The sequence below is a fragment of the Burkholderia sp. 9120 genome (genome assembly GCF_000745015.1).
GTDB lineage: Bacteria > Pseudomonadota > Gammaproteobacteria > Burkholderiales > Burkholderiaceae > Paraburkholderia.
On record NZ_JQNA01000002.1, the window covers coordinates 784,818 to 804,750 of the forward strand.

Genomic DNA, 19,933 nt, shown 5'->3' on the forward strand with positions numbered 1-19,933 from the left:
CCCCGACCAGGAGCGCCCTACTACTCAAATCACCCGGAACCCATGCGTCCCATCGCGCCCAAGCTGCGCGACGAGACCGTACTCCCACTCCAGATACGCATTCATCGCTTCCCGCGCGTTGTCGGTGCCTTCATACGGACGCCGGTAACGATCGATACGCGGCGACGCGAGCCGCGCCTCCCCGCTTTCCAGCGGCAAGCCCGCTTCGATCCACGCCGCCGTCCCGCCGCTCAGCACCTGCACCGGTTTGCCCGTCAACGCCGCCAGCTCGGGCGCGGCAAAACGCGCAAGCGCACTGCTGCCGCACGTCACCACATATCGCTGAGCGGCCGGCAACTTGTGCAACGCGTCGGCGAGTTGCGAGCGGATCACGAACCACGCGCCCGGGATATGTCGCTTCACATAATTCGCGCTGGTCGTGAAATCCAGCACGACCGTGCCCGGCGTTTGCAGCAGCGTGACCAGGCCAGCCGGCGTGATTTCATCGGCAGCCGGCGGTGCCGGCGCATCGCGTGCCGCCGGTGCCGCGCCTTTCTCGCCGAGGTCCGCAGCCGTCAGGCCGTCCACCACGTACACCTCGACGTTCATCTGCGCGAGCCAGGACGCCGTCATATTGGCGCGCACGCCGTCGTTGTCCGCGAGAATCACGCGCGCGCCGCGCACCGGCGCGAACATGTCGGTTTCCTGCACCAGTTGCCCGCCTGGCGCACTACGAAAACCGGGCACGTGGCCCGCTTCGTATTCTTCCGGCGTGCGGACGTCGAAGCGATACACGGTACGCACCGCTTCACCGGCCCAGCGCCGCGCTTCGTCGCGCGACGTGCGGCCCACTTTCGCGCGATCCGCGACCGTGCGCGCGGCATCGGCGGCGGCCAGACGCAGCTTGTCGTCGGCGATCGGTTCGAAACGGCGCGCGCTGCCATGCGCCAGCGCTTGCCCTGCGAGCGTCCAGCCGATCGTGCCGTTGCGCAGCGCCGCGACCGGATTCGGCACGCCCGCGTTGATCAGCGACTGCGCGCCGATAATGCTGCGCGTGCGCCCCGCGCAATTGACGATGATCCGCGTCGCCGGGTCCGGCGCGAGCTGGCGCGCGCGCAGCACGAGTTCCGCGCCCGGCACGCTGATGCTGCCGGGAATGTTCATGGTCTGATATTCGTCGAAGCGGCGCGCGTCGAGCACCACCACGTCGGTTTCGTGATCGAGCAGCGCCTGCACCTGCGGCGCGGCCAGCGACGGCGTATGCCGCTCGCTCTCCACCAGTTCGCCGAACGCCTTGCTCGGCGCGTTGACGTCCTGGAACAGTTCGCCGCCGGCTGCGTGCCAGCCTTGCAGGCCGCCTTCGAGCAACGCGACGTCGGTATAGCCCAACTCGCTCAAACGCAGCGCGGCGCGTTCGGCGAGTCCTTCACCCGAATCGAACACGACAATCGGCACCGCGCGACGCGGCAAGCGGACCGGCGCATCGAGTTCGAGTCGCGACAGCGGCAAATTAGCGGCAAACAGCGGATGACTGCGGGCGTGCGGATCTTCCTCGCGCACGTCGACGAGCGCGATTTCCTCGCGATCGAGCAGTGTGCGGCGCACGTCGTCGAATGATCGGGTACGAAAGTTTGTAACGACACTCATGAGATCGAAGACTCCTTCGAGACATTCCAGATATTCGGTAACACGTCGTTCGAGTAGCCGGAGATAAACGCTTTGCGGCCGCCGCCGGCCGGATAAACCGAACGGCTCACCGCGCCGATATTTGCACCGTACACGTGAATGCTGATCGACGTACGGTCACCATAAGCATTACTCACGCGATGAACGTCGCCGATGCCCGGCGAGACCGCATCCACGTCCCCGCGATCGAGGCGTTGGGCCGCGCCCTGCTCCTGCAGCGCGCCATCCGGCGTGATGCGATAAGCCTGTGCAATTTCCGCGCCACGCAGCACGCCGATCAGCCCCCACACGGTGTGATCGTGAACAGGGGTTGCCTGCCCCGGCCCCCACACAAAACTGACGATTGAAAAGCGCTGCCGCGAGTCCGCGTGCAACAGGAATTGCTGGTAACGCTCGGGATCGGACTGCGCGAAGGCGTCGGGCAGCCAGTCGTCGTGGGCGATCAGTTCGCGCAATGCGGCGGCGCCGGCGTCGAGCAGGTGCGCTTCGGGCGCCGCTGCGTCGACCAGCGACGCGATCCGGCCGACGAACGCGCGCAGGCGGTCCGGCCTCAGGGCTTGGGTCATCGAATGATCGGAGGATAGGTGGGGGTTAAGCCGCTCACGCACCGTGAGCGAGCGCGGCGTTGAAGATCTCGGTCCACAGCGGTGCGACATCGACATGACGGTCGATCAGCCCGGCGCGCGCGAAGGTGTCCGCCACCTGCTGCTCGCTGGCGATATCCGCCGCCGTGGTGCCGGCAATGCGGCGCGGCTGGCTCTGGTTGCGATACAGCGACACGATCGCTTCTTCCGGCACGCGCAGTTCGGCGGACAGCACTTTCGCGTACGCGTCCTGATGCTGGCTGAACCACGCGCAGGCGCGTTGCAGCCGCACCAGCAAGTCCGCCGACGCCGCCCGCTGCAGTGGCTCGGTGAGTGTCGTGGGATGCCCGTAATACAGGTAATTGCCCGACAGGTAACCGTTCGCGTTCTTCAGCACGCGCGCGCCCGAGCGCGAGATCGCCAGCGGCACGTTGTAGCCGTAGATCGCCCAGGCGTCGAGCGAGCCGGCGTTGAAGGCCGCGAAACCGTCGCGCGGCGCCAGCGAGGTCGCCTGAATGTCGTTGAACGACAGCCCGGCTTCTTCGAGCATCCGCAACAGGTAGTAATGGGTGGTGGTCGCGCGCAGATAGCCGACGCGCTTGCCCTTCAGATCGGCGATCGAACGGATCGTCGAGCCCTTCGGGACCAGCACGACCTGGTTGTTCACGTCGTCCTTGTAGACGGCGATCACGCGGACCTGGGCGTTCTGCAGACGCGCGAAGATCGGCGGGATTTCGCTGCCCGACGCGATGTCGAGCGAGCCGCCGTTCATCGCTTCGACCATCGCGTTGCCCGACTGGAATTCGGCCCAGTCGATCGTGTAGGGCGTATCGGCGAGGCCGGCGGTTTTCAGCAAGGTGGCGTCGCCGCCTTTGTAGGTCGCGACACGCAGGCGCACCTTGCTCAGATCGAGGTGCTGCGCGGTGGGGTCGGCGCTGGTCTGGGTTGTTGCGGACGTCGCGCCTGAGGCGGCGGACGACATCAGGCCACCGCTTGCGCCAAGCCAGGTGACGGCCGGCAACGCGGCCACCAGCCGGCGACGCCGGAGTGAAACCGGCGTATCGAAACGCTGAGTCATGTTGGGGTGTTCCGTGGGGTTGCTTGCGGCGTTAGGCGTTTGGCGTTTGGCGTTTGGCGTTTGGCGTTTGGCGTTTGGCGTTTGGCGTTTGGCGCTCTACGTTTAGCGTTGGCGTTCAGGTCAGGACGTCGGGCTCGGCTTCCACCAGCCCTTCCAGCAGGCTCTCGAAAGCGAACAACGCGCCGCCGGGGCGGCCCACCTGTTCGTGCGTGAGCGTGGCAATGTCGTGCGGGATGGCTTGCGGCGTGCCGGCGGCTTCGGCCAGCAATTGCGCATGACACGCGTTGTCCAGTCCGATGTACCACCACGCCGCGGCTTCCACGCTCGGGCCCGCGGTCAGAATGCCGTGATTCTTCAGAATCACCGCCTTGCGCTCGCCGAGCGCGGCCGCGATACGCGCGCCTTCGTCGGTATCGAGCACGACGCCGCGGAAATCGTCGAACAGCGCGTGATCCTGATAGAACGCGCACGAATCCTGGGTGAGCGGATCGAGCGTGCGGCCGAGCGTCGACCACGCTTTGCCATACAGCGAATGCGTGTGGGCCGCCGCGATCACGTCGGGACGCGCTTCGTGAATCGCCGCGTGGATTGCGAACGCGGCCTGATTGAGCGGACCTTCGCCGACCACGATCTCACCGTCGGCATTCACCAGCAGCAGATCGGAAACGCGGATGCGGCTGAAATGCTTGCCGAACGGATTGACCCAGAAGTGATCGGGCCACTCCGGGTCGCGCGCGGTGATATGGCCGGCGAGACCCTGATCGAAGCCATAGCGCGCAAACAGACGAAACGCGACGGCGAGCAGTTCCTGGCGATGACGACGTTCCGCCGCGATGCTGTCGCGTGGCGGGACGTCGTCGAACCAGAATTTGCGTAGCGGCGCGTGACGTTCGAGCGTGCCGCCGATGCCGGTTGCAGTGACGGTGACGCTGGCATGAGAAAGATCGGTCATTACGTTTCCGTTCAGGCCGCCACGCGTTCGACACGCGCAATGCGCTCACGGGTCGCGGGAATCAACTCACGGCCGTAATCGATCGCGTCTTCGAGCGGATCGAAACCGCGCACGAGGAAGGTCGTGACGCCCAGCGCGTAGTACTCGGCAAGCGTCTCAGCCACCTGTTCCGGCGTGCCGACCAGTGCGGTTGAATTCGAGCGTCCGCCGATCTCTTTCGCGACACCGGTCCACAAGCGTTCGTCGACGCGGTCCGATTCCCCCGATGCCGCGAGCAAACGCCGCGCGCCTTCGCTCTGCGCCGGGCCGCCGACCCCAAGCCCCTGCGCCGCGCGCAGCCGCCGCGTTTCCTCGAGGATGTGCTGGGCGCGCTCCCATGCCGCACTTTCCGTGGCCGCGAGAATCGGCCGGAACGACACCGAGAAGCGCACCGTGCGGCCATGCTTCGCCGCTTCCGCGCGTACGCGGGTCACCTGCTCGCGAACCTGCGCCTTCGATTCGCCCCACAGCGCGTAGACATCCGCGTGACGGCCGGCGATTTCGAGCGCCGGCGCCGACGCGCCGCCGAAATACACCGGAATATGCGGTTGCTGCAGCGGCTTCACTTCGGAGAAGCCCTGTTCGAAGCGGTAGTACTTGCCGTGATGATCGAAGGGTTTCGTCTCGGTCCACACGCGGCGCAGGATCTGCAGATATTCGTCGGTGCGCGCATAGCGTTCGTCGTGCGACAGAAAATCGCCGTCGCGGCGCTGCTCGGTATCGTCGCCGCCGGAAATGATGTGCACCGCGAGGCGGCCGCGCGAATAGTGGTCGAGCGTCGCCAGTTGACGCGCGGCCAGCGTCGGCGCGACGAAACCCGGCCGGTGCGCGAGCATGAAGTGCACGTTGCGGGTCACGCTCGCCGCGTGCGAGATGGTCAGCAGCGCGTCGGGACTCGTCGACTGATGCGGCACAAGGATCCGGTCGAAACCCGCGTCTTCATGCGCGCGGGCAAATTGCTCGACGTAAGCGAGGTCGATCACGGGACCTTGCGCTGCGTGCGTTTCAGACACCTTGCGGGTCTGGATCATGCCGATGAATTCGATGGACACGTGGAGGTCTCCCGGAATGGTGTCTGCCCGGCGGGGCGCTGGCGCGAAGCGCCGGATGCGAGGGTGGGGTCAAAGGGTTCGAGGGGTTTAAGGTAGCAGCGCGACATGCGCTTGTTAAATATTGATCGGCCATATCTATATCGGGTTTGCATGTAACGGGTGGTGGGGTTCGAGTCCCCTCCCCGCCTGCCGGGCGCAAACACCCCTCCACTAACGTGGGCATCCGCGCACCGTCAGCAGAAAACCGGAACCTTTGCGAGAATGCCCCATCGCGCGAAAGCGCCGGAAACAGCAAACCAACAGACAATGATCCCCTTCTCGGTCCTCGACCTCTCGCCGGTCGTCGCGGGCGCTACGCCCGCCGATGCCTTCCGAAACACGCTCGACCTCGCGCAGCACGCGGAAAAATGGAACTACCGCCGCTTCTGGCTTGCGGAACATCACAACATGACCGGGATCGCCAGCGCGGCGACCTCGGTGGTGATCGGCTATGTGGCCGGCGGCACGAAGACGATCCGCGTCGGTTCCGGTGGCGTGATGCTGCCGAACCATGCGCCGCTCGTGATCGCGGAACAGTTCGGCACGCTGGCGTCGCTCTACCCTGACCGTATCGACCTCGGTCTCGGCCGCGCACCGGGCACCGATCAGAGCACCGCTCGCGCGTTGCGCCGCGATCTGCAGAACAGCGCCGATTCGTTCCCCGACGACGTCGTCGAATTGCAGCGTTATTTCGCCGACGCGGTGCCCGGGCAGCGCATTCAGGCAGTGCCGGGTGCGGGGCTGCATGTGCCGCTGTGGCTGCTCGGCTCGTCGCTCTTCAGTGCGCAGTTGGCCGCATCGCTCGGTTTGCCGTTCGCGTTCGCGTCGCATTTCGCGCCCGACTACATGCTCACCGCGCTGCAGATGTATCGCGCGCAATTCCGGCCGTCGGCTACGCTTGATAAACCGCATGCGATGGTCGGCGTGAATCTGTTCGCCGCCGACAGCAATGACGAAGCGCAGCGTCTGTTCACGTCGCTGCAGCAGCAGTTCATCAATTTGCGGCGCGGCACGCCTGGGCAGTTGCAGCCGCCGGTCGACCGGCTCCAGGCGTCGGAGATGGAGTTGAATAACGTCGCCCATTCGCTCGCGTGCACGGTGATTGGCGATCGCGATGCGGTGCGCGAAGGGTTGAAGTCGGTGATCGCGCAGACCGGCGCGGACGAGTTGATGCTCACCGCGCAGATTTACGATCACACGGCGCGGTTGCGCTCGTTCGAGATCGGCGCGCAAATACGCGACGAGTTGGCGGCCGGCGAGTAATCGCGGCGGCGTGAGATGTAAAAAGGGAGGCCAGGTGGCCTCCCTTTTTTATTGCATTCGCGTTGCGGCTCAGGCTCAGGCTCAAGCTCAAGCTTTCGCTCATGTAGCCTGCGCGCGAAGTTCACTGGCCTGCAATGACTGAATCTTTGCCAGTTGCTTCTCGAGTTGCTGAACGAACACCTTGAGTCCCTGCGTGCCCGCATGGCTCATCGACGTCATCATGCACACGCCCACTGACAGCGCCGGTTCGAGTTGCCTGACGGCAAACGTGTCGGCTGCCGACTGCGCCGTGTATTCGTCGATGATCGTAAAGCCGATGCCGCTCTCCACCAGCGCGCGCGCCAGGTAGTAGGTCTTGACCTGGATCATCGGCGCGCGGCCGCTTTCGTCGAAACCGGCCAGCGTCGCGTTGACGATCGAGCCGAGCGGGTCCATGGAGTCGAGGCTGATCCACTTCGACAAATCGAGCTCGCGCAGATGGACCGGCGCCTTCGCGGGCCAGTCGCTAACGGCGCCGAACAGAACGGCTCGCGCCCGGCCGAGTTCTTCGATCGCGATGCCGGCCATCGCCACCGGTTCGAACGCGATACCGATATCGATTTCCTGCGTCAGCAGCAGCGCCGACAAGGTCTGCTGGTTTTCGGTGCGAATGTCGATCGAGACATCCGGGCAGAGCCGGGTGAAAGCAGCGACAGCCCGCGGCACGAGACTCAAACCGAGACTCGGAATACAACCGATGCGCAGCATGCCGCCGGGATGCGAGGCCAGATTGCGCGCGAGATGCCTGACACGATCCAGGCTCGCGTGCAGCGTCTTGGTCTCCTGAAACAGCAGCATCGCTTCAGGCGTCGGTTTCAGCCCGCTGGGCAGCCGCTTGAAAAGCGCCACGCCGAGACTGTGCTCGGCCTGCGCGAGCATCTTGCTCGCCGCCGGTTGCGAAATGTTCAGGAGGCTGGCGGCGCCTGACAGCGAGCCGGCCTGCATGACAGCGTGAAAGACTTCGATGTGGCGCAAACGCATGGTCGTGGACGAAACAGGAAGAGGCTTCGGCATGTCAGGCTTCGCGCGGCATCCGGAAGTCACCGCCGCGAAGCCGCTTTGTTGTTCAGCAACGGATGCCCAAGCCAGTTTAGCTCAAGCGTCACGCACCACATAACCGCGATGCCTGGCCGCACGGGCGCCGCACTGCCGGTCTCCCTCACGACGGCTGCACGCTTTCGCCCATGCGCGGTTCGATGGGTTTCCACGTAGCCGCGACCAGCACACCGCCGACTGCGGAGCCGATCAGCAGCCAGAACGCCGAGATATACGCGCCGCCGGACGCATTGATCAGCGCGCCCATCGCGATCGGTGCGAGCGTGGCGCCCATCTGGCCGCCGAAATTCATCAAGCCGGTCGCGCTGCCGATCAGATGTTCCGGGAAGTAGCGCAGCGGCATCGCGAAGACCGAGGCATAGACGAAGTTGAACGCAAGCAGACAGACGGTGAGATAAACCATCAGCAGCGTCATGCTGGTGGTGTTGATCATCAACGCGATGGAGAGCGCACTCACGAGCGCGCCGCCAATCATGAACGCACGCTCGTGTCCCTTTGCGCGCCGGTCGAGCAGATACCCCACCGCGTTGGTGCCGATGAACGCAAGCAGGTTCGGAATGGCGACAGCCATGCCGGTGTGCGCGAGATCGATGTGATACGTATGCATCAGGTAAGACGGCATCCACGACGTCACCCCGACATAGAGCACGCTGGCAAAGAACCAGATGGCCGCGATCTTCCACGCCGCGGGCATGCGAAGCAGCGGTCCCCACAGCGTGCGATGACGATTGGCATTGCGCTCCCGCTGCCCTTTCATGCCGCCGCGCAACGAGGCCCAGAGAATCGCCGCAACGACGAGACCCATCACCGCGAGTATCGTGAACGAACTACGCCAGCCGAAGCGCGCCACGGTCAGGCCGATGAGCCCGGAGCCCACCGCATTGCCGAGGAAGGTCGTCGAAATCAGCAGCGACTTGGCGCGCGCCCGTTCTTTGCGTGGAAACACTTCGGCGATCGTCACCGAACTCGCCGGCGAGAACGCGCCCTCTCCAATGCCGAACAGCAGACGGATCGCGACCAGCGACGCAAACGACCAGGCCACGCCGGTCGCGCCCGTGAAGAACGACCAGGAGGCCACGCAAGCCACCACGACGATCCGCGAACCGATCTTGTCGGACAGCCAGCCGCCGATCAACTGCGTGATCGCATAGCTGAAGTAAAAGGCGCTCAGCACGATGCCGGCTTGCCGCGCGTCGAGGTTGAACTCGGCCCGGATCGGAATGATGGCGGTGCTGATCAGGATGCGATCCGCGTAACCGGCCGCCCACGCAATGAAGAGGCTCGTCAAAGCGGCCGTCTTCTGCTTCCTTGAAAACGTTGTGTCCATATCGCGTCCCGCCTCGCGTTGGTTGTTCGATTCACCGGCCTTCGACCACACTGTCCCAATCGATCGCGGCGACAACAACATCGGGCTTCATTGATCGGGGTGACGACGAGGCGGATTGTTTCCCGCCCAAATTCGCCCGTCTAATGCATTTTTTTTGCCGGGCATAACCTGCCGTTAACCCTGCAGTTAACCCTGCAGTTAACCCTGCAGTTAACTCTTCAATGACGCCAATTTCGCACGCTCACGATCTCGCAAGCTCGGGCCGACGCGTGTTAACTCCAGGTTATACCGGGGCTCGTTTTCTCAATTGCGACCGTAAGGCGGCGTTCCCATACTGACGAGGTGCCGTGCGCAACACGTGTCCGCCGTCCCCGGCGCCCTCTCCGCAATTACTTTTCGGGCCAACCTGTCATGCATGTCTGTGTTCTCGGTGGTGGTGTCGTCGGCGTCACTACCGCCTACTATCTGGCGCGCGAAGGATGGCGCGTCACCGTCATCGAACAGCATCCGCAACCCGGTATGGAAACGAGCTTCGCGAACGGCGGCCAGCTCAGCTACAGCTACGTCGCACCGCTTGCCGGACCGTCGGTGCCGGGCAACCTGTCGCAATGGCTGCTGAGCCGGACCGCGCCGTTACGTTTCCAGCCGCGTCTGAGTCTCGCGCAATGGGGCTGGTGCGCGGCGTTCCTGTTCAATTGCACGACGGCACGCAGCCGACGCACGACCATCGAACTGCTGCAGCTCGGCGCGTATAGCCGCGACGTCATGCACGACCTGATGCAGACGGAACACCTGGAGTTCGCCTTCCGCCCGAGCGGCAAGCTGGTGGTCTACCGTAATCGCCATGACTTCGACGGCGCGCGTCGGCAGATGGAGTTCCAGGCGCGCTTTGGCGCACAACAGACCGCGCTCGACGCCGCGTCGTGCATCGATACCGAGCCGGCGCTGGATTCGCTGCGGCACAAACTCGCCGGCGGCATTTACACGGCGTCCGAAGAAACCGGCGACTGCTATCTGTTCACGCGCGAGTTGGCCCGCGTGGCCGTCGAGAAATACGGCGTGCAGTTCCTCTGCGGGACTTCCGTGCGCGGCTTGCGGCGCGAAGGCAACGAGATTGTCGCGGCGCACACCTCGCAAGGCGAGATTACCGCCGACGCTTACGTGGTCGCGCTGGGCAACGACAGCGCCACGCTCGTCAGGCCGCTCGGCATCCACCTGCCCATCTATCCGCTCAAGGGCTACAGCCTGACGATGCCGGTCGGCGAGCATCACGTTGCGCCGCAGGTCAGCGTCACCGATCTGCATCACAAGGTGGTGTACGCGAGACTGGGGCAGCATTTGCGCGTCGCCGGCATGGTCGATATGACGCCGGCGGGTTCGCATGAAGATGAGGCGCGGATTCGTCTGCTGACTTCGCAGGCACAGGCCACCATGCCGAACGGCGGCGATTTCTCGTCGGTGCGCGCATGGACGGGTTTCCGTCCGGCGACCCCCGACAGCAAACCGCTACTCGGCGCCACGCCGCTCGCCAACCTCTGGCTCAACACCGGCCAGGGTTCGCTCGGCTTCACGCTGGCCGGCGCCAGCGCCGCGCTGGTTACCGACGCGATCCGCGGCCGTGCGGGCAAGCTCGATCTGCGTCCGTATCAGCTCACGAACCGCGACGCCGTGCGCGAGCTGGCGACAGTGGCGCATTCGTCGCCGTCATAATGGCGCGAAGCTTCGCGTCGCACCCTCATCAAGCCCATCGAGACACAAAGGATGACCGAAAAAATGCTGGATCTGATCATTGAAAACGGCACGGTAATCGACGGTACGGGTGCGCCGCGCAAGGCGTGCGATGTCGGCGTGGAAGGCGGACGTATCACCATGCTCGGCGACCTGCGCGGGGTGCCCGCAGCGCAGCGTTTCGATGCCCGCGAGCGGATCGTCGCGCCCGGCTTCATCGACGTGCATACGCACGACGATCAACTGCTGCTGGAGCCGGTCGACGGTCCGCATCCCAAGCTGTCGCAAGGCGTGACGACGGTCATCACGGGGAATTGCGGCATCAGTCTCGCGCCGCTCGTAATGCGCGATCCGCCCGCGCCGCTCAGTCTGCTCGGTGACGACGAGGTCTGGCGTTTCTCGCGCTTCGCCGATTACCTCGATGCCCTCGACGATGCACGGCCCGCCCTCAACGCGGCCTGCCTCGTCGGCCACACGACGCTGCGCGCGCGGCACATGGCGAACCTCGACCGGAGCGCGACGCACGACGAGATCGCCCGCATGTCGCGCGACCTGGACGAGGCGCTGGAGGCGGGTGCGATCGGCATGTCGACCGGGCTCTACTATCCGCCCGCTCGCGCGGCGAGCGCACAGGAAGTGATTGATATCGGCCGGCCGCTGAGCGCCGCGAACGGCGTGCTGACCATGCATCTGCGCGACGAAAGCGATGCCATCGACGACGCGCTGCGCGAAGCGCTGCATATCGGCCGCGCCCTCGCGATCGATATGGTCGTGTCGCATCACAAGATCATCGGCCGCAATAATCATGGCCATTCCACCGAGACGCTCGCGATGCTCGACGCGGCGTCCGCGCATCAGTCCGTCTGCTTCGACTGCTACCCGTACAACGCGTCGTCGACGATGCTGTTGCCGGCACGCGTCAAACAGTCCGATGAAGTGCTGGTCACCTGGTCGAAAGCGGACCCGACTGCTGCGGGCCACTCGCTGTTCGCGCTCGCGAAAGCCCGCAACGTCGATCCGGAAACGCTGGCGGCCTCGTTGACCCCGGCCGGCGCCATCTACTTCGCGATGAGCGAGGACGACGTGTCGCGCATCCTCGCGCACCCTATGAGCATGATCGGATCGGATGGCCTCGCGCACGACGCGCAGCCGCATCCGCGCCTGTGGGGCACTTTCCCACGCGTGCTCGGCCACTACACGCGCGAGCGCCGCCTGTTCACGCTCGAAACCGCGATCCACAAGATGACCGCGCTGAGCGCGCGACGCTTCGGCCTGGCAGGTCGCGGGGCAATCGCGCTGGGCTACTGCGCCGATCTCGTCGTGTTCGACGAACAGCGCATTGCCGACCATGCCACCTTCGAGCACCCGACGCGGGTGAGCAGCGGCATCGACGCGGTGCTCGTGAACGGCCAGTTTGCGTGTCGCGATGGGATGCCGGTGAATGTTCATGCGGGCGAGGTGATTCGCCGGGTGAGTCGGTAGATCGACGAGCGTGTCATCGGCGTTGGCAGAACACTTTCACCGCACGTAGAGCGTTAGTCGGGCGCCGCCTCATCCCTTGCCGAGTGGCGGCCGACCCGGGAATCCCGCCATGTTGCTCAACTGGGCAAGCTCGTTCGCCGCCTCGCGCAGCAGCACCGAGTACTCGTGAATCTTCTCGGCGGTCAGGCGCATCCGCGGACCGGCCAAACTGATCACGCCGACGCAGCGCGAACCGCTCACCACGGGCGTCGCCACCGCGGACATGCGCGGAGCAAACACCTCGTCGATCATCGCGTAACCGCGCACGCGCGCAGCGTGCAGGAAACCCAGCAGCGCTTTGATCGTGGTCGGCGCATTGGGTCCGAACTCGTTCGGCTGTCCGAAGCCCTGCTTCAACACGAGTGCGATCGCCTGTTCGTCGGTCATCGTCATGAGCCATGCGTGTCCCGTCGACGTGCATGAAAGTCGGGCGGCCTGGCCCATGTCCGGATCGTAGCGAAAGCCGATACGCTGTCCGTCCGCCTTACCCACCCAGATAATGGCCTCGCCGTCCGCCAGCGACAGCCGTGCCAGTTCACCGGTCTGTGCGGCCACGCGTTCAATGATGGGCTGGGCGATATCGGCGATGCCCGTCAGGCTCAGGAATTCGAGCCCGTTCGAGGTCATGCGCATGGTCAGGATGTAGCGGCTGTGCTCGACCAGTTGCCGGACATACCCGCCTTCAACGAGCTCGGTGAGCACGCGGTGGCACGTGCTGCGCGGCAGAGACAAGGCGTCGGCAATGGCCACGAGGCCTGCGCCTTCGCCTTGCGACGCCAGCAAATCGAGAATTCTCAGGCCGTTTTTGAGCGACATTTCTCGCCATTTACTACGATGTGAAATGCAGTTCCGGTGTGGAACGCCCGTTCTTTGCAGCGCAAACAATAGCACTTGTTCGTCGCCAGAAACGAACGTTTCACCATACCGAGAACTCAGGAGACGACATGTCATTTTTTGCAGACTCAGACCTCGCTGCGGAACAACAGTCCGCGCAGGCCCACCTGATGGCGCGTCGCGCGGTGGCCGGCGCAACCGTCGGTACAGCGCTCGAATGGTTCGACTTCGCGCTGTATGGCGTGGTCGCGGCCACGATCTTTCCGAAGCTGTTTTTCCCGTCCCTCGACCCGACCGCCGCGCTGCTCGCTTCGCTGGCGAGTTTCTGGGCCGGGCTCGCCGCCCGCCCGCTGGGCGCGGTGATCTGCGGCATGCTCGGCGACCGTTGGGGACGCCGCAAACTGATGCTGATCACCGTCTCGGTGATGGGCGCGTCGTCGTTCCTGATGGGCTTGCTGCCCACCTATCACCAGGTTGGCATCCTCGCGCCGACGCTGCTGGTCTTATTGCGGATCGTGCAGGGTTTCGCGCTCGGCGGGGAATCGACCGGCGCCCAATTGATGGCCGTGGAGCATGCGGCCGCGGCGCGGCGCGGATGGTATTCGGGCCTGCTGGGCATTTGTTCTCCGCTCAGCCAGATTCTCGCCAACTTTGCACTTTTCACGCTCGCCACCCTGCTTTCATCGGACGACTTCGATGCCTGGGGATGGCGAATCCCGTTCCTCGCAAGCTTCGTCCTGGTGCTGCTGGGCATCTACATCCGCAGGAAGGTCAGTGAGACGCCGGCATTCGAGGCGCTCAATAAAAGTGGCGCACGCGTACGCTCCGCCAATCCGCTCGGGATCGTCTTCAAGTACCACTGGCGCACCGCGCTTCGCCTGACGCTGTTCTTTTGCGGACCGGCCGCGCTGTTTTATCTGATCGTGGTTTTCTCGCTCAGCTATCTGACCAAACACCTCGGCGTGCCCAGGCAGACCGGCTTCATGCTGTTGATGATCGCCAACGTCTGCGCCATCGTGGGCGCGCTGGCGGGCGGCTATCTGAGCGATCGGATCGGACGCAAACGTGCGCTGATGATCGGCTCGTTCTGCACGCTGATCTGCTGTCTGATCTATTTCCCGATTCTCAACCAGAACTCGATCGCCGCGACAATGGCCGTGATGGGCGCGTTCCTCGGCTTCACCCAGTTCCAGAGTGGGATCCAGCCGGTGTGGTTCGCCGAGTCTTTTCCCACTGAGGCGCGCTACACGGGGTCCGCCCTGTCGTACTCGGGAGCCAACCTGCTCACCGGCGGCCCCATGCCGATTGTCGCGGTGGCGCTGCTCAATGCCTTTCACGGTTCCCCGTGGGCCATCGTGGCGGTGTGCGGCTCGCTGAATCTGCTCTCCTTGCTCATGATCGCGGTATCCCGGGAAACCCGAGGCACCGTCCTGGAACGCTCCTCCACACATTGAAACCATGACCCGAAAACTCTACATCCTCAATGGCTCCAACCTGAACATGCTGGGCGTAAGAGAGCCTCACATTTACGGCAGCACCACGCTGAAGGACATCGAACAGAACTGCCTGGCACTCGCCGGCGCGCTCGAGTTCGACTGCGTCTTCCGTCAGACCAACAGCGAAAGCGCGCTGATCGACTGGATCCAGGAAGCGTTCCTGCAGGACGCCGCGCTGATCATCAATCCAGCCGGCTTTTCGTTCGGTCGGATTCCGGTGCTCGACGCGGTCAAGCTCATCCAACGGCCGGTGGTGGAATTGCATATCACCAACATCCACAAGCGTTCGGAAGAGTATCGTCACTCGACGATCTCGGTGGCGGCCACGGCGGTGATCTGCGGCGCAGGAGCGAACGGATATTTGCTGGCGATCCGCGCGATTGACGATCTGTGGGGCAACCCGACATGAGCGGGTTCCTCAATTTTTGAAGCACGCGGGGAACTGCCTCAAGCATTTGTGCCAAACGGGACGCGCGACCATTTCGTCCTGCTCGAGTTGCTTCGCTGACGCGTCGAACACCGTGGCGTCGGCGCCGGCCGCCGCGAGAATCGGTGCTTGCTGACCGCCTGCGGCGGAGAGGATCTTTTTTGGTCAGCTACAGCCTCTGCGCAAACGGTCTTCCCTCAGGATGCCTCACGATAATCTTCCCAATATGCTCGCAATTTCACGCGATGGCCGACGACGTCGGCTATACCCCGTTAACACGCAATTTTCGAGGATTTCGCGACGGATTCGATGGTAGGCTGACGCCCCGGATATGAGCACGGGAACATCCGTTCATATCTCACTGATACGGGCAAAAATATCGACTGTGCGAGCTGGCGTTGGCGGGCCGCAGTGGGCGCATGGTGAGAATACGAGGACAGATAGTGGCTGAACCGAAAACCGAAGACGCAGGCTTTTCTGCCGTCGAGTATGTGCAGCGCATCGCGACCTTTCTGGAGCAAGTGACTGCCTGGTGCGGAGAACAGGGTCTAACCGTGGAACGCGGTGCTGTAACGCTCAATGAAGAGCTGATGGCGCGATACGATGCCCCGAGCCTTTACATCAAAAAAGACGGAGCGTCACTCGCCAGGATCATGCCTGTCGGATCAAAGATCGTCGGCGCGCACGGGAGAGTGGACCTCATCGGCCGCGTGGCGAGACATGCATTCCTTTTCTATGTTGGAAAAAGTCCCGCGTTTTCGACGCAAACCGTCGCCAGTGGAAAAGGCAGAATCCCGTCGTCGATACCCATGCGTTCCGGAATCGATCGGGATGGCTGGTACTGGATCGAGGCCATAGTCCGCCGGCCAAAGCGCGTTGATGAAAGTCTGTTTCTCGACCTGCTCACGGACGTCTCCGACTATGAATTTTGATAATCCGCTGGATCCGGTCTACAAGGCATTTGCTGTGGCGAACGATTGCTTCAGGGTTGTCACGCGCACGATTCAAAACCAGCACGAGGAACTCATCCGACGCACCCAGTTCACCGGGGCAACGCCGGAGGACGCAAACATCGCCCTTGAAGACGCAGCAAAGCAGGCAGCCGACCTTGCCATTCTGGCGCTGTTTGCCACGTTCGAACGGTTCGTCATCGAGCATCTGCAAACGGCGAACCGTCTGCTGGCCACAGGGTATCCGCAGCAATATGCCAACAGGCTGGCGGAAAAGTTTGAAACTGAAGTGGAGTACTGGCGGTTTGGCGAGATCCTCAACCTGTTCAAAGGCGAAGTTGACGCTGATCTCATCGAGCAGGTCAAACAGATCAAGCAATATCGTGACTGGATCGCACATCAGAATCCATGCAAGTCAATCCCAACGCAGGTCGCGCCTGAAACGGTCTTCGATGTGTTAACCCGGATGATCGAGCAAATCCGGCGGACCCACACTCCCCCGGTGAAAGAGGAAGCGGTCGATGCCGTCGCTCTGGCTTAGGCTCAAATAGGGGGCGAGTCTGATCAGAAGAAAGGACCGGTGCAAGGGGTGGCTTCGCCAGACCAGAGGTCAGCCCACGCGGCAAATTGCCAACGGTCTGGATGGCCCGTTTTCAAGTTTATTCAGCCCTTCTTTTTTCGGGTCAACTGCATCAGCTCCTCGCGGTTTGCTTCCAGAATGGATCGGGCCGACGTTGAGGAGCGGCGCCTGGCTCGATCCAGGAACGCTTCCGGCAAGAAGTAGTACGAGAGCGTGTCCATGCGCTTCGCTGCACACCGCGAGCAATGTGAGCGATCTGCAACAGCAACTGGACGTGGTGACGGATAATAGCGGCATCATCATTCGAGCACCATTTCAGGATTCCCCCATGGAAATTAAAGTCAACTTCCTCGACAAGCTACGTCTTGAGGCCAAGTTCGATGACTTCACGGTCATAGCCGACCAGCCTATCCGTTATAAGGGCGACGGCTCGGCACCGGGTCCGTTCGATTATTTTCTGGCTTCATCGGCTTTATGCGCCGCTTACTTCGTAAAGCTGTACTGCGTAAATCGTAATATTCCGACGGAAAATATCCGCCTTTCGCAGAATAATATTGTCGATCCGGAAAACCGTTATCGGCAGATTTTCAAGATTCAGGTTGAATTGCCGTCGGATATGTCGGAAGCAGACCGCCGGGGCATTTTGCGCTTTATCGACCGTTGCACCGTGAAGAAAGTCGTTCAAGCCGGACCCGAGTTTGTCATTGAAGAGGTGGAAAACCTCGATGCCGATGCTCAGGCCTTGCTGACGCTGAACCCGGCTTCGGATGTGAGCACCTATATTCCGGGTAAGGACCTGCCGCTGGAGCAAACCATCGCCAATATGTCCGGCCTTCTGGCGGGCCTGGGCATGAAGATTGAAATTGCTTCGTGGCGCAATATCGTTCCGAATGTGTGGTCGCTGCATATCCGCGACGCGCACTCGCCAATGTGTTTTACCAATGGCAAAGGATCGACCAAAGAAAGTGCGTTGGCGTCGGCGTTGGGCGAGTTTATCGAACGCCTGAACTGTAATCATTTCTATGGTGCTGCATTTTGGGGTGAAGACATCGCCAATGCGGCGTTTGTCCATTACCCGAACGAACGCTGGTTCAAGCCCGGCCGCAAGGATGCGTTGCCGGCTGAAATTCTGGATGAGTATTGCCGGGAAATTTATAATCCCGACGGCGAATTGCGTGGCTCGCATCTGTACGACACCAACTCCGGCAATGTGGAGCGCGGTATCTGTTCGCTGCCGTTTGTGCGGCAGTCGGACGGCGAAGTGGTGTACTTTCCGTCCAACCTGATCGAGAACCTTTACGTCAGCAATGGCATGAGTGCGGGTAATACGCTGGCCGAAGCGCAGGTGCAATGTCTGTCCGAAATTTTCGAACGGGCAGTGAAGCGTGAAATTCTGGAAGGTGAAATCGCACTGCCGGATGTGCCGCAGGAAGTGCTGGCGAAATACCCCGGCATTCTGGCCGGGATCAAGGGCCTGGAAGAGCAAGGTTTCCCTGTGCTGGTGAAGGATGCGTCGCTGGGCGGGGTCTATCCGCTGATGTGCGTCACGTTGATGAACCCGCGCACAGGCGGTGTGTTTGCGTCGTTCGGCGCTCACCCGAGCTTCGAGGTGGCGCTGGAACGGAGTTTGACGGAGTTGCTACAGGGGCGCAGTTTTGAAGGCCTGAACGATTTGCCTCAGCCCACCTTCGTCAGTAACGCGGTGACTGAACCGAACAACTTTGTTGAGCACTTCATCGATTCGAGCGGTGTCGTGTCGTGGCGCTTTTTCAGCGCCAAGGCGAATTTCGAGTTCGTCGAATGGGATTTCTCCGGTCAAGGTGAAAACTCCAATGCCGAGGAAGCGGCGACCTTGTTCGGCATTCTCGAAGAGATGGGCAAGGAAGTGTATTCGGCGGTGTATGACCAGTTGGGCGCCGTCGCCTGCCGGATTCTGGTGCCGGGTTATTCCGAGGTTTATCCGGTAGACGATTTGATCTGGGATAACACGAACAAGTCGCTATTGTTCCGCGCCGATATCTTGAACCTGCATCGTCTGGACGATGCCGCCCTGGCCGCCATGCTTGAGCGGATGGAAAACAGCGAGCTGGATGAGTACTCCGATATCGCCACGTTGATCGGCATCGAGTTTGACGAGAATACCGACTGGGGGCAGCTAACCGTTATCGAGTTGAAGCTGCTTATCAATCTCGCCTTGCAGCAATTCGAGGCAGCGCAAGAACTGGTGGGCGCCTTCCTGCAGTACAACGACAACACGGTCGAGCGCGGATTGTTTTACCAGGCGTTGAACGTGGTGCTGGAGGTGATGCTTGACGACGAGCTCGAGATGGACGACTACGAGGTCAACTTCCGTCGGATGTTTGGTGACGCCCGGATGGACGCGGTAATGGGTTCGGTGGACGGCAGCGTGCGGTTCTACGGTTTGACGCCGACGAGTATGAAACTGGAGGGGCTCGATCGGCACCATCGGCTGATCGACAGTTATAAAAAGCTGCATACGGCGCGAGCCAATGCGGCGGGTGCGGGGAAGTAAGTTGAGAGTGGGGGATGAACGCGATAATCCGGTTCATCCCCTGCTCAAAATGTGAAACGCCTGTGGGTCCTGCGTCTGCATGCATCGACGAAGGGCCTTGGACAAGATCGCGCCGAACTTAGCGATCACGACTCATCAGTCGAACTTGATCAGGTCCTTGAAGATCAGGTGACCCCAGCTATTTCCACGACCGTGCACTAGCAGTCCGCCTTCCGAAAGCCCGCCGAGTTTGATCGGCGCGAAACCGAGATTCTCCGCAAGCGTGCCGATCTCCGCTGCGGCGCCGTCATCGTCGCTCGCCAGGAACACGACTCTCCTGCCGCCATGCACAGCCGGATCCTGACCAAGGACGGTCGCGCCCAAATGATTGAAGCCCTTAACCAGTCTGGCGCCAGTGAAGGCCTGCGCGACGGCCCTGGAAGAAGGTTGCCCCTCCAGCAATTCCTCAGGGGGCACGCCGTAGGCATTGGTCACATCGACGATGGTCTTGCCCTTCCAGGTGGGCAGCGCCTTCGCGACATCCCGGTGTGACTCGAAACGGACAGCCAGAAAGACGACGTCCGCCTTGACCGCTTCTGCGAGTTTTTTGGGAATGATCCCGGGTCCGATCGCGACCGCGGCGGATGCAAAGCTTTCCGGGTCGCGAGTCGTTGCAACGGATACTTCGATGCCGCTTCGGGCAAACGCCTTGGCAAGCGCCTGGCCGATCTTGCCGAAGCCAATAATTGCGTAGCTCATCTATTTTCCTTCGGTTTACCACGCCCTACGGG

At 62.5% G+C, this 19,933-nt stretch carries 17 protein-coding genes and 1 pseudogene; 8 read left to right on the top strand and 10 right to left on the bottom strand.

The window, feature by feature from the left end; genetic code table 11:
- Positions 1–24: 24 nt before the first annotated feature.
- The 5 genes from FA94_RS11740 to FA94_RS11760 all read right to left on the bottom strand — a co-directional run bounded on the left by FA94_RS11740 (position 25) and on the right by FA94_RS11760 (position 5,370).
- Entirely contained in the window at positions 25–1,626 is a 1,602-nt protein-coding gene (locus FA94_RS11740; RefSeq protein ID WP_035551117.1) for a rhodanese-related sulfurtransferase, read from the bottom strand.
- Positions 1,623–2,231 (bottom strand): cysteine dioxygenase family protein, encoded by a 609-nt coding sequence (locus FA94_RS11745; RefSeq protein ID WP_035551123.1) that lies wholly within the window; start codon positions 2,229–2,231, stop codon positions 1,623–1,625. The genes FA94_RS11740 and FA94_RS11745 overlap by 4 nt, the downstream gene beginning before the upstream one ends.
- A 34-nt stretch (positions 2,232–2,265) precedes the next feature.
- Entirely contained in the window at positions 2,266–3,327 is a 1,062-nt protein-coding gene (locus FA94_RS11750) for an ABC transporter substrate-binding protein (RefSeq protein WP_035551126.1), read from the bottom strand.
- Between the two features lie 115 nt (positions 3,328–3,442).
- A complete protein-coding gene (locus tag FA94_RS11755; protein WP_231584938.1) occupies positions 3,443–4,279 on the bottom strand; it encodes a class II aldolase/adducin family protein in 837 nt (278 codons plus the stop codon).
- Between the two features lie 11 nt (positions 4,280–4,290).
- Entirely contained in the window at positions 4,291–5,370 is a 1,080-nt protein-coding gene (locus FA94_RS11760; RefSeq protein WP_035551129.1) for an LLM class flavin-dependent oxidoreductase, read from the bottom strand.
- A 306-nt stretch (positions 5,371–5,676) separates the two neighbouring features.
- Between FA94_RS11760 and FA94_RS11765 the strand changes: the two genes are divergently transcribed.
- On the top strand, positions 5,677–6,672 hold the full coding sequence (locus tag FA94_RS11765) for an LLM class flavin-dependent oxidoreductase (RefSeq protein WP_035551132.1): 996 nt from the start codon (positions 5,677–5,679) through the stop codon (positions 6,670–6,672).
- Positions 6,673–6,771: 99 nt separating this feature from the next.
- Here the strand turns inward: FA94_RS11765 and FA94_RS11770 are convergent, their stop codons facing one another.
- Positions 6,772–7,725, bottom strand: a complete 954-nt coding sequence (locus FA94_RS11770; RefSeq protein ID WP_081935877.1) for a LysR family transcriptional regulator — start codon at positions 7,723–7,725, stop codon at positions 6,772–6,774.
- 145 nt (positions 7,726–7,870) lie between these two features.
- Positions 7,871–9,094 carry an MFS transporter gene (locus FA94_RS11775; protein ID WP_035561900.1) on the bottom strand — a complete coding sequence of 408 codons (1,224 nt, stop codon included), beginning with the start codon at positions 9,092–9,094 and terminating at the stop codon, positions 7,871–7,873.
- Between the two features lie 411 nt (positions 9,095–9,505).
- On the opposite strand from FA94_RS11775, the gene FA94_RS11780 reads away from it, so the two are divergent.
- Both FA94_RS11780 and FA94_RS11785 read left to right on the top strand, forming a co-directional pair.
- Complete coding sequence (locus tag FA94_RS11780) at positions 9,506–10,804, top strand: D-amino acid dehydrogenase (RefSeq protein WP_051980536.1); 1,299 nt, start codon at positions 9,506–9,508, stop codon at positions 10,802–10,804.
- Between the two features lie 51 nt (positions 10,805–10,855).
- Positions 10,856–12,304 carry an N-acyl-D-amino-acid deacylase family protein gene (locus tag FA94_RS11785; RefSeq protein WP_051980537.1) on the top strand — a complete coding sequence of 483 codons (1,449 nt, stop codon included), beginning with the start codon at positions 10,856–10,858 and terminating at the stop codon, positions 12,302–12,304.
- A 69-nt stretch (positions 12,305–12,373) separates the two neighbouring features.
- Here the strand turns inward: FA94_RS11785 and FA94_RS11790 are convergent, their stop codons facing one another.
- Positions 12,374–13,159 carry an IclR family transcriptional regulator gene (locus FA94_RS11790; RefSeq protein WP_035551136.1) on the bottom strand — a complete coding sequence of 262 codons (786 nt, stop codon included), beginning with the start codon at positions 13,157–13,159 and terminating at the stop codon, positions 12,374–12,376.
- Between the two features lie 188 nt (positions 13,160–13,347).
- Between FA94_RS11790 and FA94_RS11795 the strand changes: the two genes are divergently transcribed.
- Positions 13,348–14,631 (top strand): MFS transporter, encoded by a 1,284-nt coding sequence (locus tag FA94_RS11795; RefSeq protein ID WP_035561909.1) that lies wholly within the window; start codon positions 13,348–13,350, stop codon positions 14,629–14,631.
- A 4-nt stretch (positions 14,632–14,635) separates the two neighbouring features.
- Positions 14,636–15,082: a type II 3-dehydroquinate dehydratase gene (locus FA94_RS11800; protein ID WP_035551139.1), complete on the top strand. Its 447-nt coding sequence runs from the start codon at positions 14,636–14,638 to the stop codon at positions 15,080–15,082.
- Positions 15,083–15,142: 60 nt separating this feature from the next.
- Here the strand turns inward: FA94_RS11800 and FA94_RS39405 are convergent.
- Positions 15,143–15,253: pseudogene (locus FA94_RS39405) on the bottom strand (SAM-dependent methyltransferase); the annotation flags it as partial.
- Positions 15,254–15,543: 290 nt separating this feature from the next.
- On the opposite strand from FA94_RS39405, the gene FA94_RS11805 reads away from it, so the two are divergent.
- From FA94_RS11805 to FA94_RS11815, 3 genes are all read left to right on the top strand, one after another.
- The gene (locus FA94_RS11805; RefSeq protein ID WP_156126612.1) at positions 15,544–16,032 is read left to right on the top strand and encodes a hypothetical protein; all 489 of its coding nucleotides are present in this window, start codon (positions 15,544–15,546) and stop codon (positions 16,030–16,032) included.
- Positions 16,022–16,591: a hypothetical protein gene (locus FA94_RS11810; protein WP_156126613.1), complete on the top strand. Its 570-nt coding sequence runs from the start codon at positions 16,022–16,024 to the stop codon at positions 16,589–16,591. Before FA94_RS11805 ends, FA94_RS11810 begins: the two co-directional genes overlap by 11 nt.
- Positions 16,592–16,958: 367 nt before the next feature.
- Positions 16,959–19,163 carry an OsmC domain/YcaO domain-containing protein gene (locus FA94_RS11815; protein ID WP_035551147.1) on the top strand — a complete coding sequence of 735 codons (2,205 nt, stop codon included), beginning with the start codon at positions 16,959–16,961 and terminating at the stop codon, positions 19,161–19,163.
- 135 nt (positions 19,164–19,298) lie between these two features.
- Here FA94_RS11815 and FA94_RS11820 read toward each other — a convergent pair whose 3' ends face one another.
- On the bottom strand, positions 19,299–19,901 hold the full coding sequence (locus FA94_RS11820) for an NADPH-dependent F420 reductase (RefSeq protein ID WP_035551150.1): 603 nt from the start codon (positions 19,899–19,901) through the stop codon (positions 19,299–19,301).
- Positions 19,902–19,933: the final 32 nt, after the last annotated feature.

Bases quoted from the DNA above. Each gene is read 5' to 3' on its own strand.
- FA94_RS11790 (WP_035551136.1), bottom strand. From the start codon at position 13,159: ATGTCGCTCAAAAACGGCCTGAGAATTCTCGATTTGCTGGCGTCGCAA.
- FA94_RS11755 (WP_231584938.1), bottom strand. From the start codon at position 4,279: ATGACCGATCTTTCTCATGCCAGCGTCACCGTCACTGCAACCGGCATC.
- FA94_RS11745 (WP_035551123.1), bottom strand. From the start codon at position 2,231: ATGACCCAAGCCCTGAGGCCGGACCGCCTGCGCGCGTTCGTCGGCCGG.
- FA94_RS11780 (WP_051980536.1), top strand. From the start codon at position 9,506: ATGCATGTCTGTGTTCTCGGTGGTGGTGTCGTCGGCGTCACTACCGCC.
- FA94_RS11810 (WP_156126613.1), top strand. From the start codon at position 16,022: ATGAATTTTGATAATCCGCTGGATCCGGTCTACAAGGCATTTGCTGTG.
- FA94_RS11785 (WP_051980537.1), top strand. From the start codon at position 10,856: ATGACCGAAAAAATGCTGGATCTGATCATTGAAAACGGCACGGTAATC.
- FA94_RS11765 (WP_035551132.1), top strand. From the start codon at position 5,677: ATGATCCCCTTCTCGGTCCTCGACCTCTCGCCGGTCGTCGCGGGCGCT.
- FA94_RS11795 (WP_035561909.1), top strand. From the start codon at position 13,348: ATGGCGCGTCGCGCGGTGGCCGGCGCAACCGTCGGTACAGCGCTCGAA.
- FA94_RS11770 (WP_081935877.1), bottom strand. From the start codon at position 7,725: ATGCCGAAGCCTCTTCCTGTTTCGTCCACGACCATGCGTTTGCGCCAC.
- FA94_RS11740 (WP_035551117.1), bottom strand. From the start codon at position 1,626: ATGAGTGTCGTTACAAACTTTCGTACCCGATCATTCGACGACGTGCGC.
- FA94_RS11815 (WP_035551147.1), top strand. From the start codon at position 16,959: ATGGAAATTAAAGTCAACTTCCTCGACAAGCTACGTCTTGAGGCCAAG.
- FA94_RS11750 (WP_035551126.1), bottom strand. From the start codon at position 3,327: ATGACTCAGCGTTTCGATACGCCGGTTTCACTCCGGCGTCGCCGGCTG.
- FA94_RS11820 (WP_035551150.1), bottom strand. From the start codon at position 19,901: ATGAGCTACGCAATTATTGGCTTCGGCAAGATCGGCCAGGCGCTTGCC.
- FA94_RS11800 (WP_035551139.1), top strand. From the start codon at position 14,636: ATGACCCGAAAACTCTACATCCTCAATGGCTCCAACCTGAACATGCTG.
- FA94_RS11775 (WP_035561900.1), bottom strand. From the start codon at position 9,094: ATGGACACAACGTTTTCAAGGAAGCAGAAGACGGCCGCTTTGACGAGC.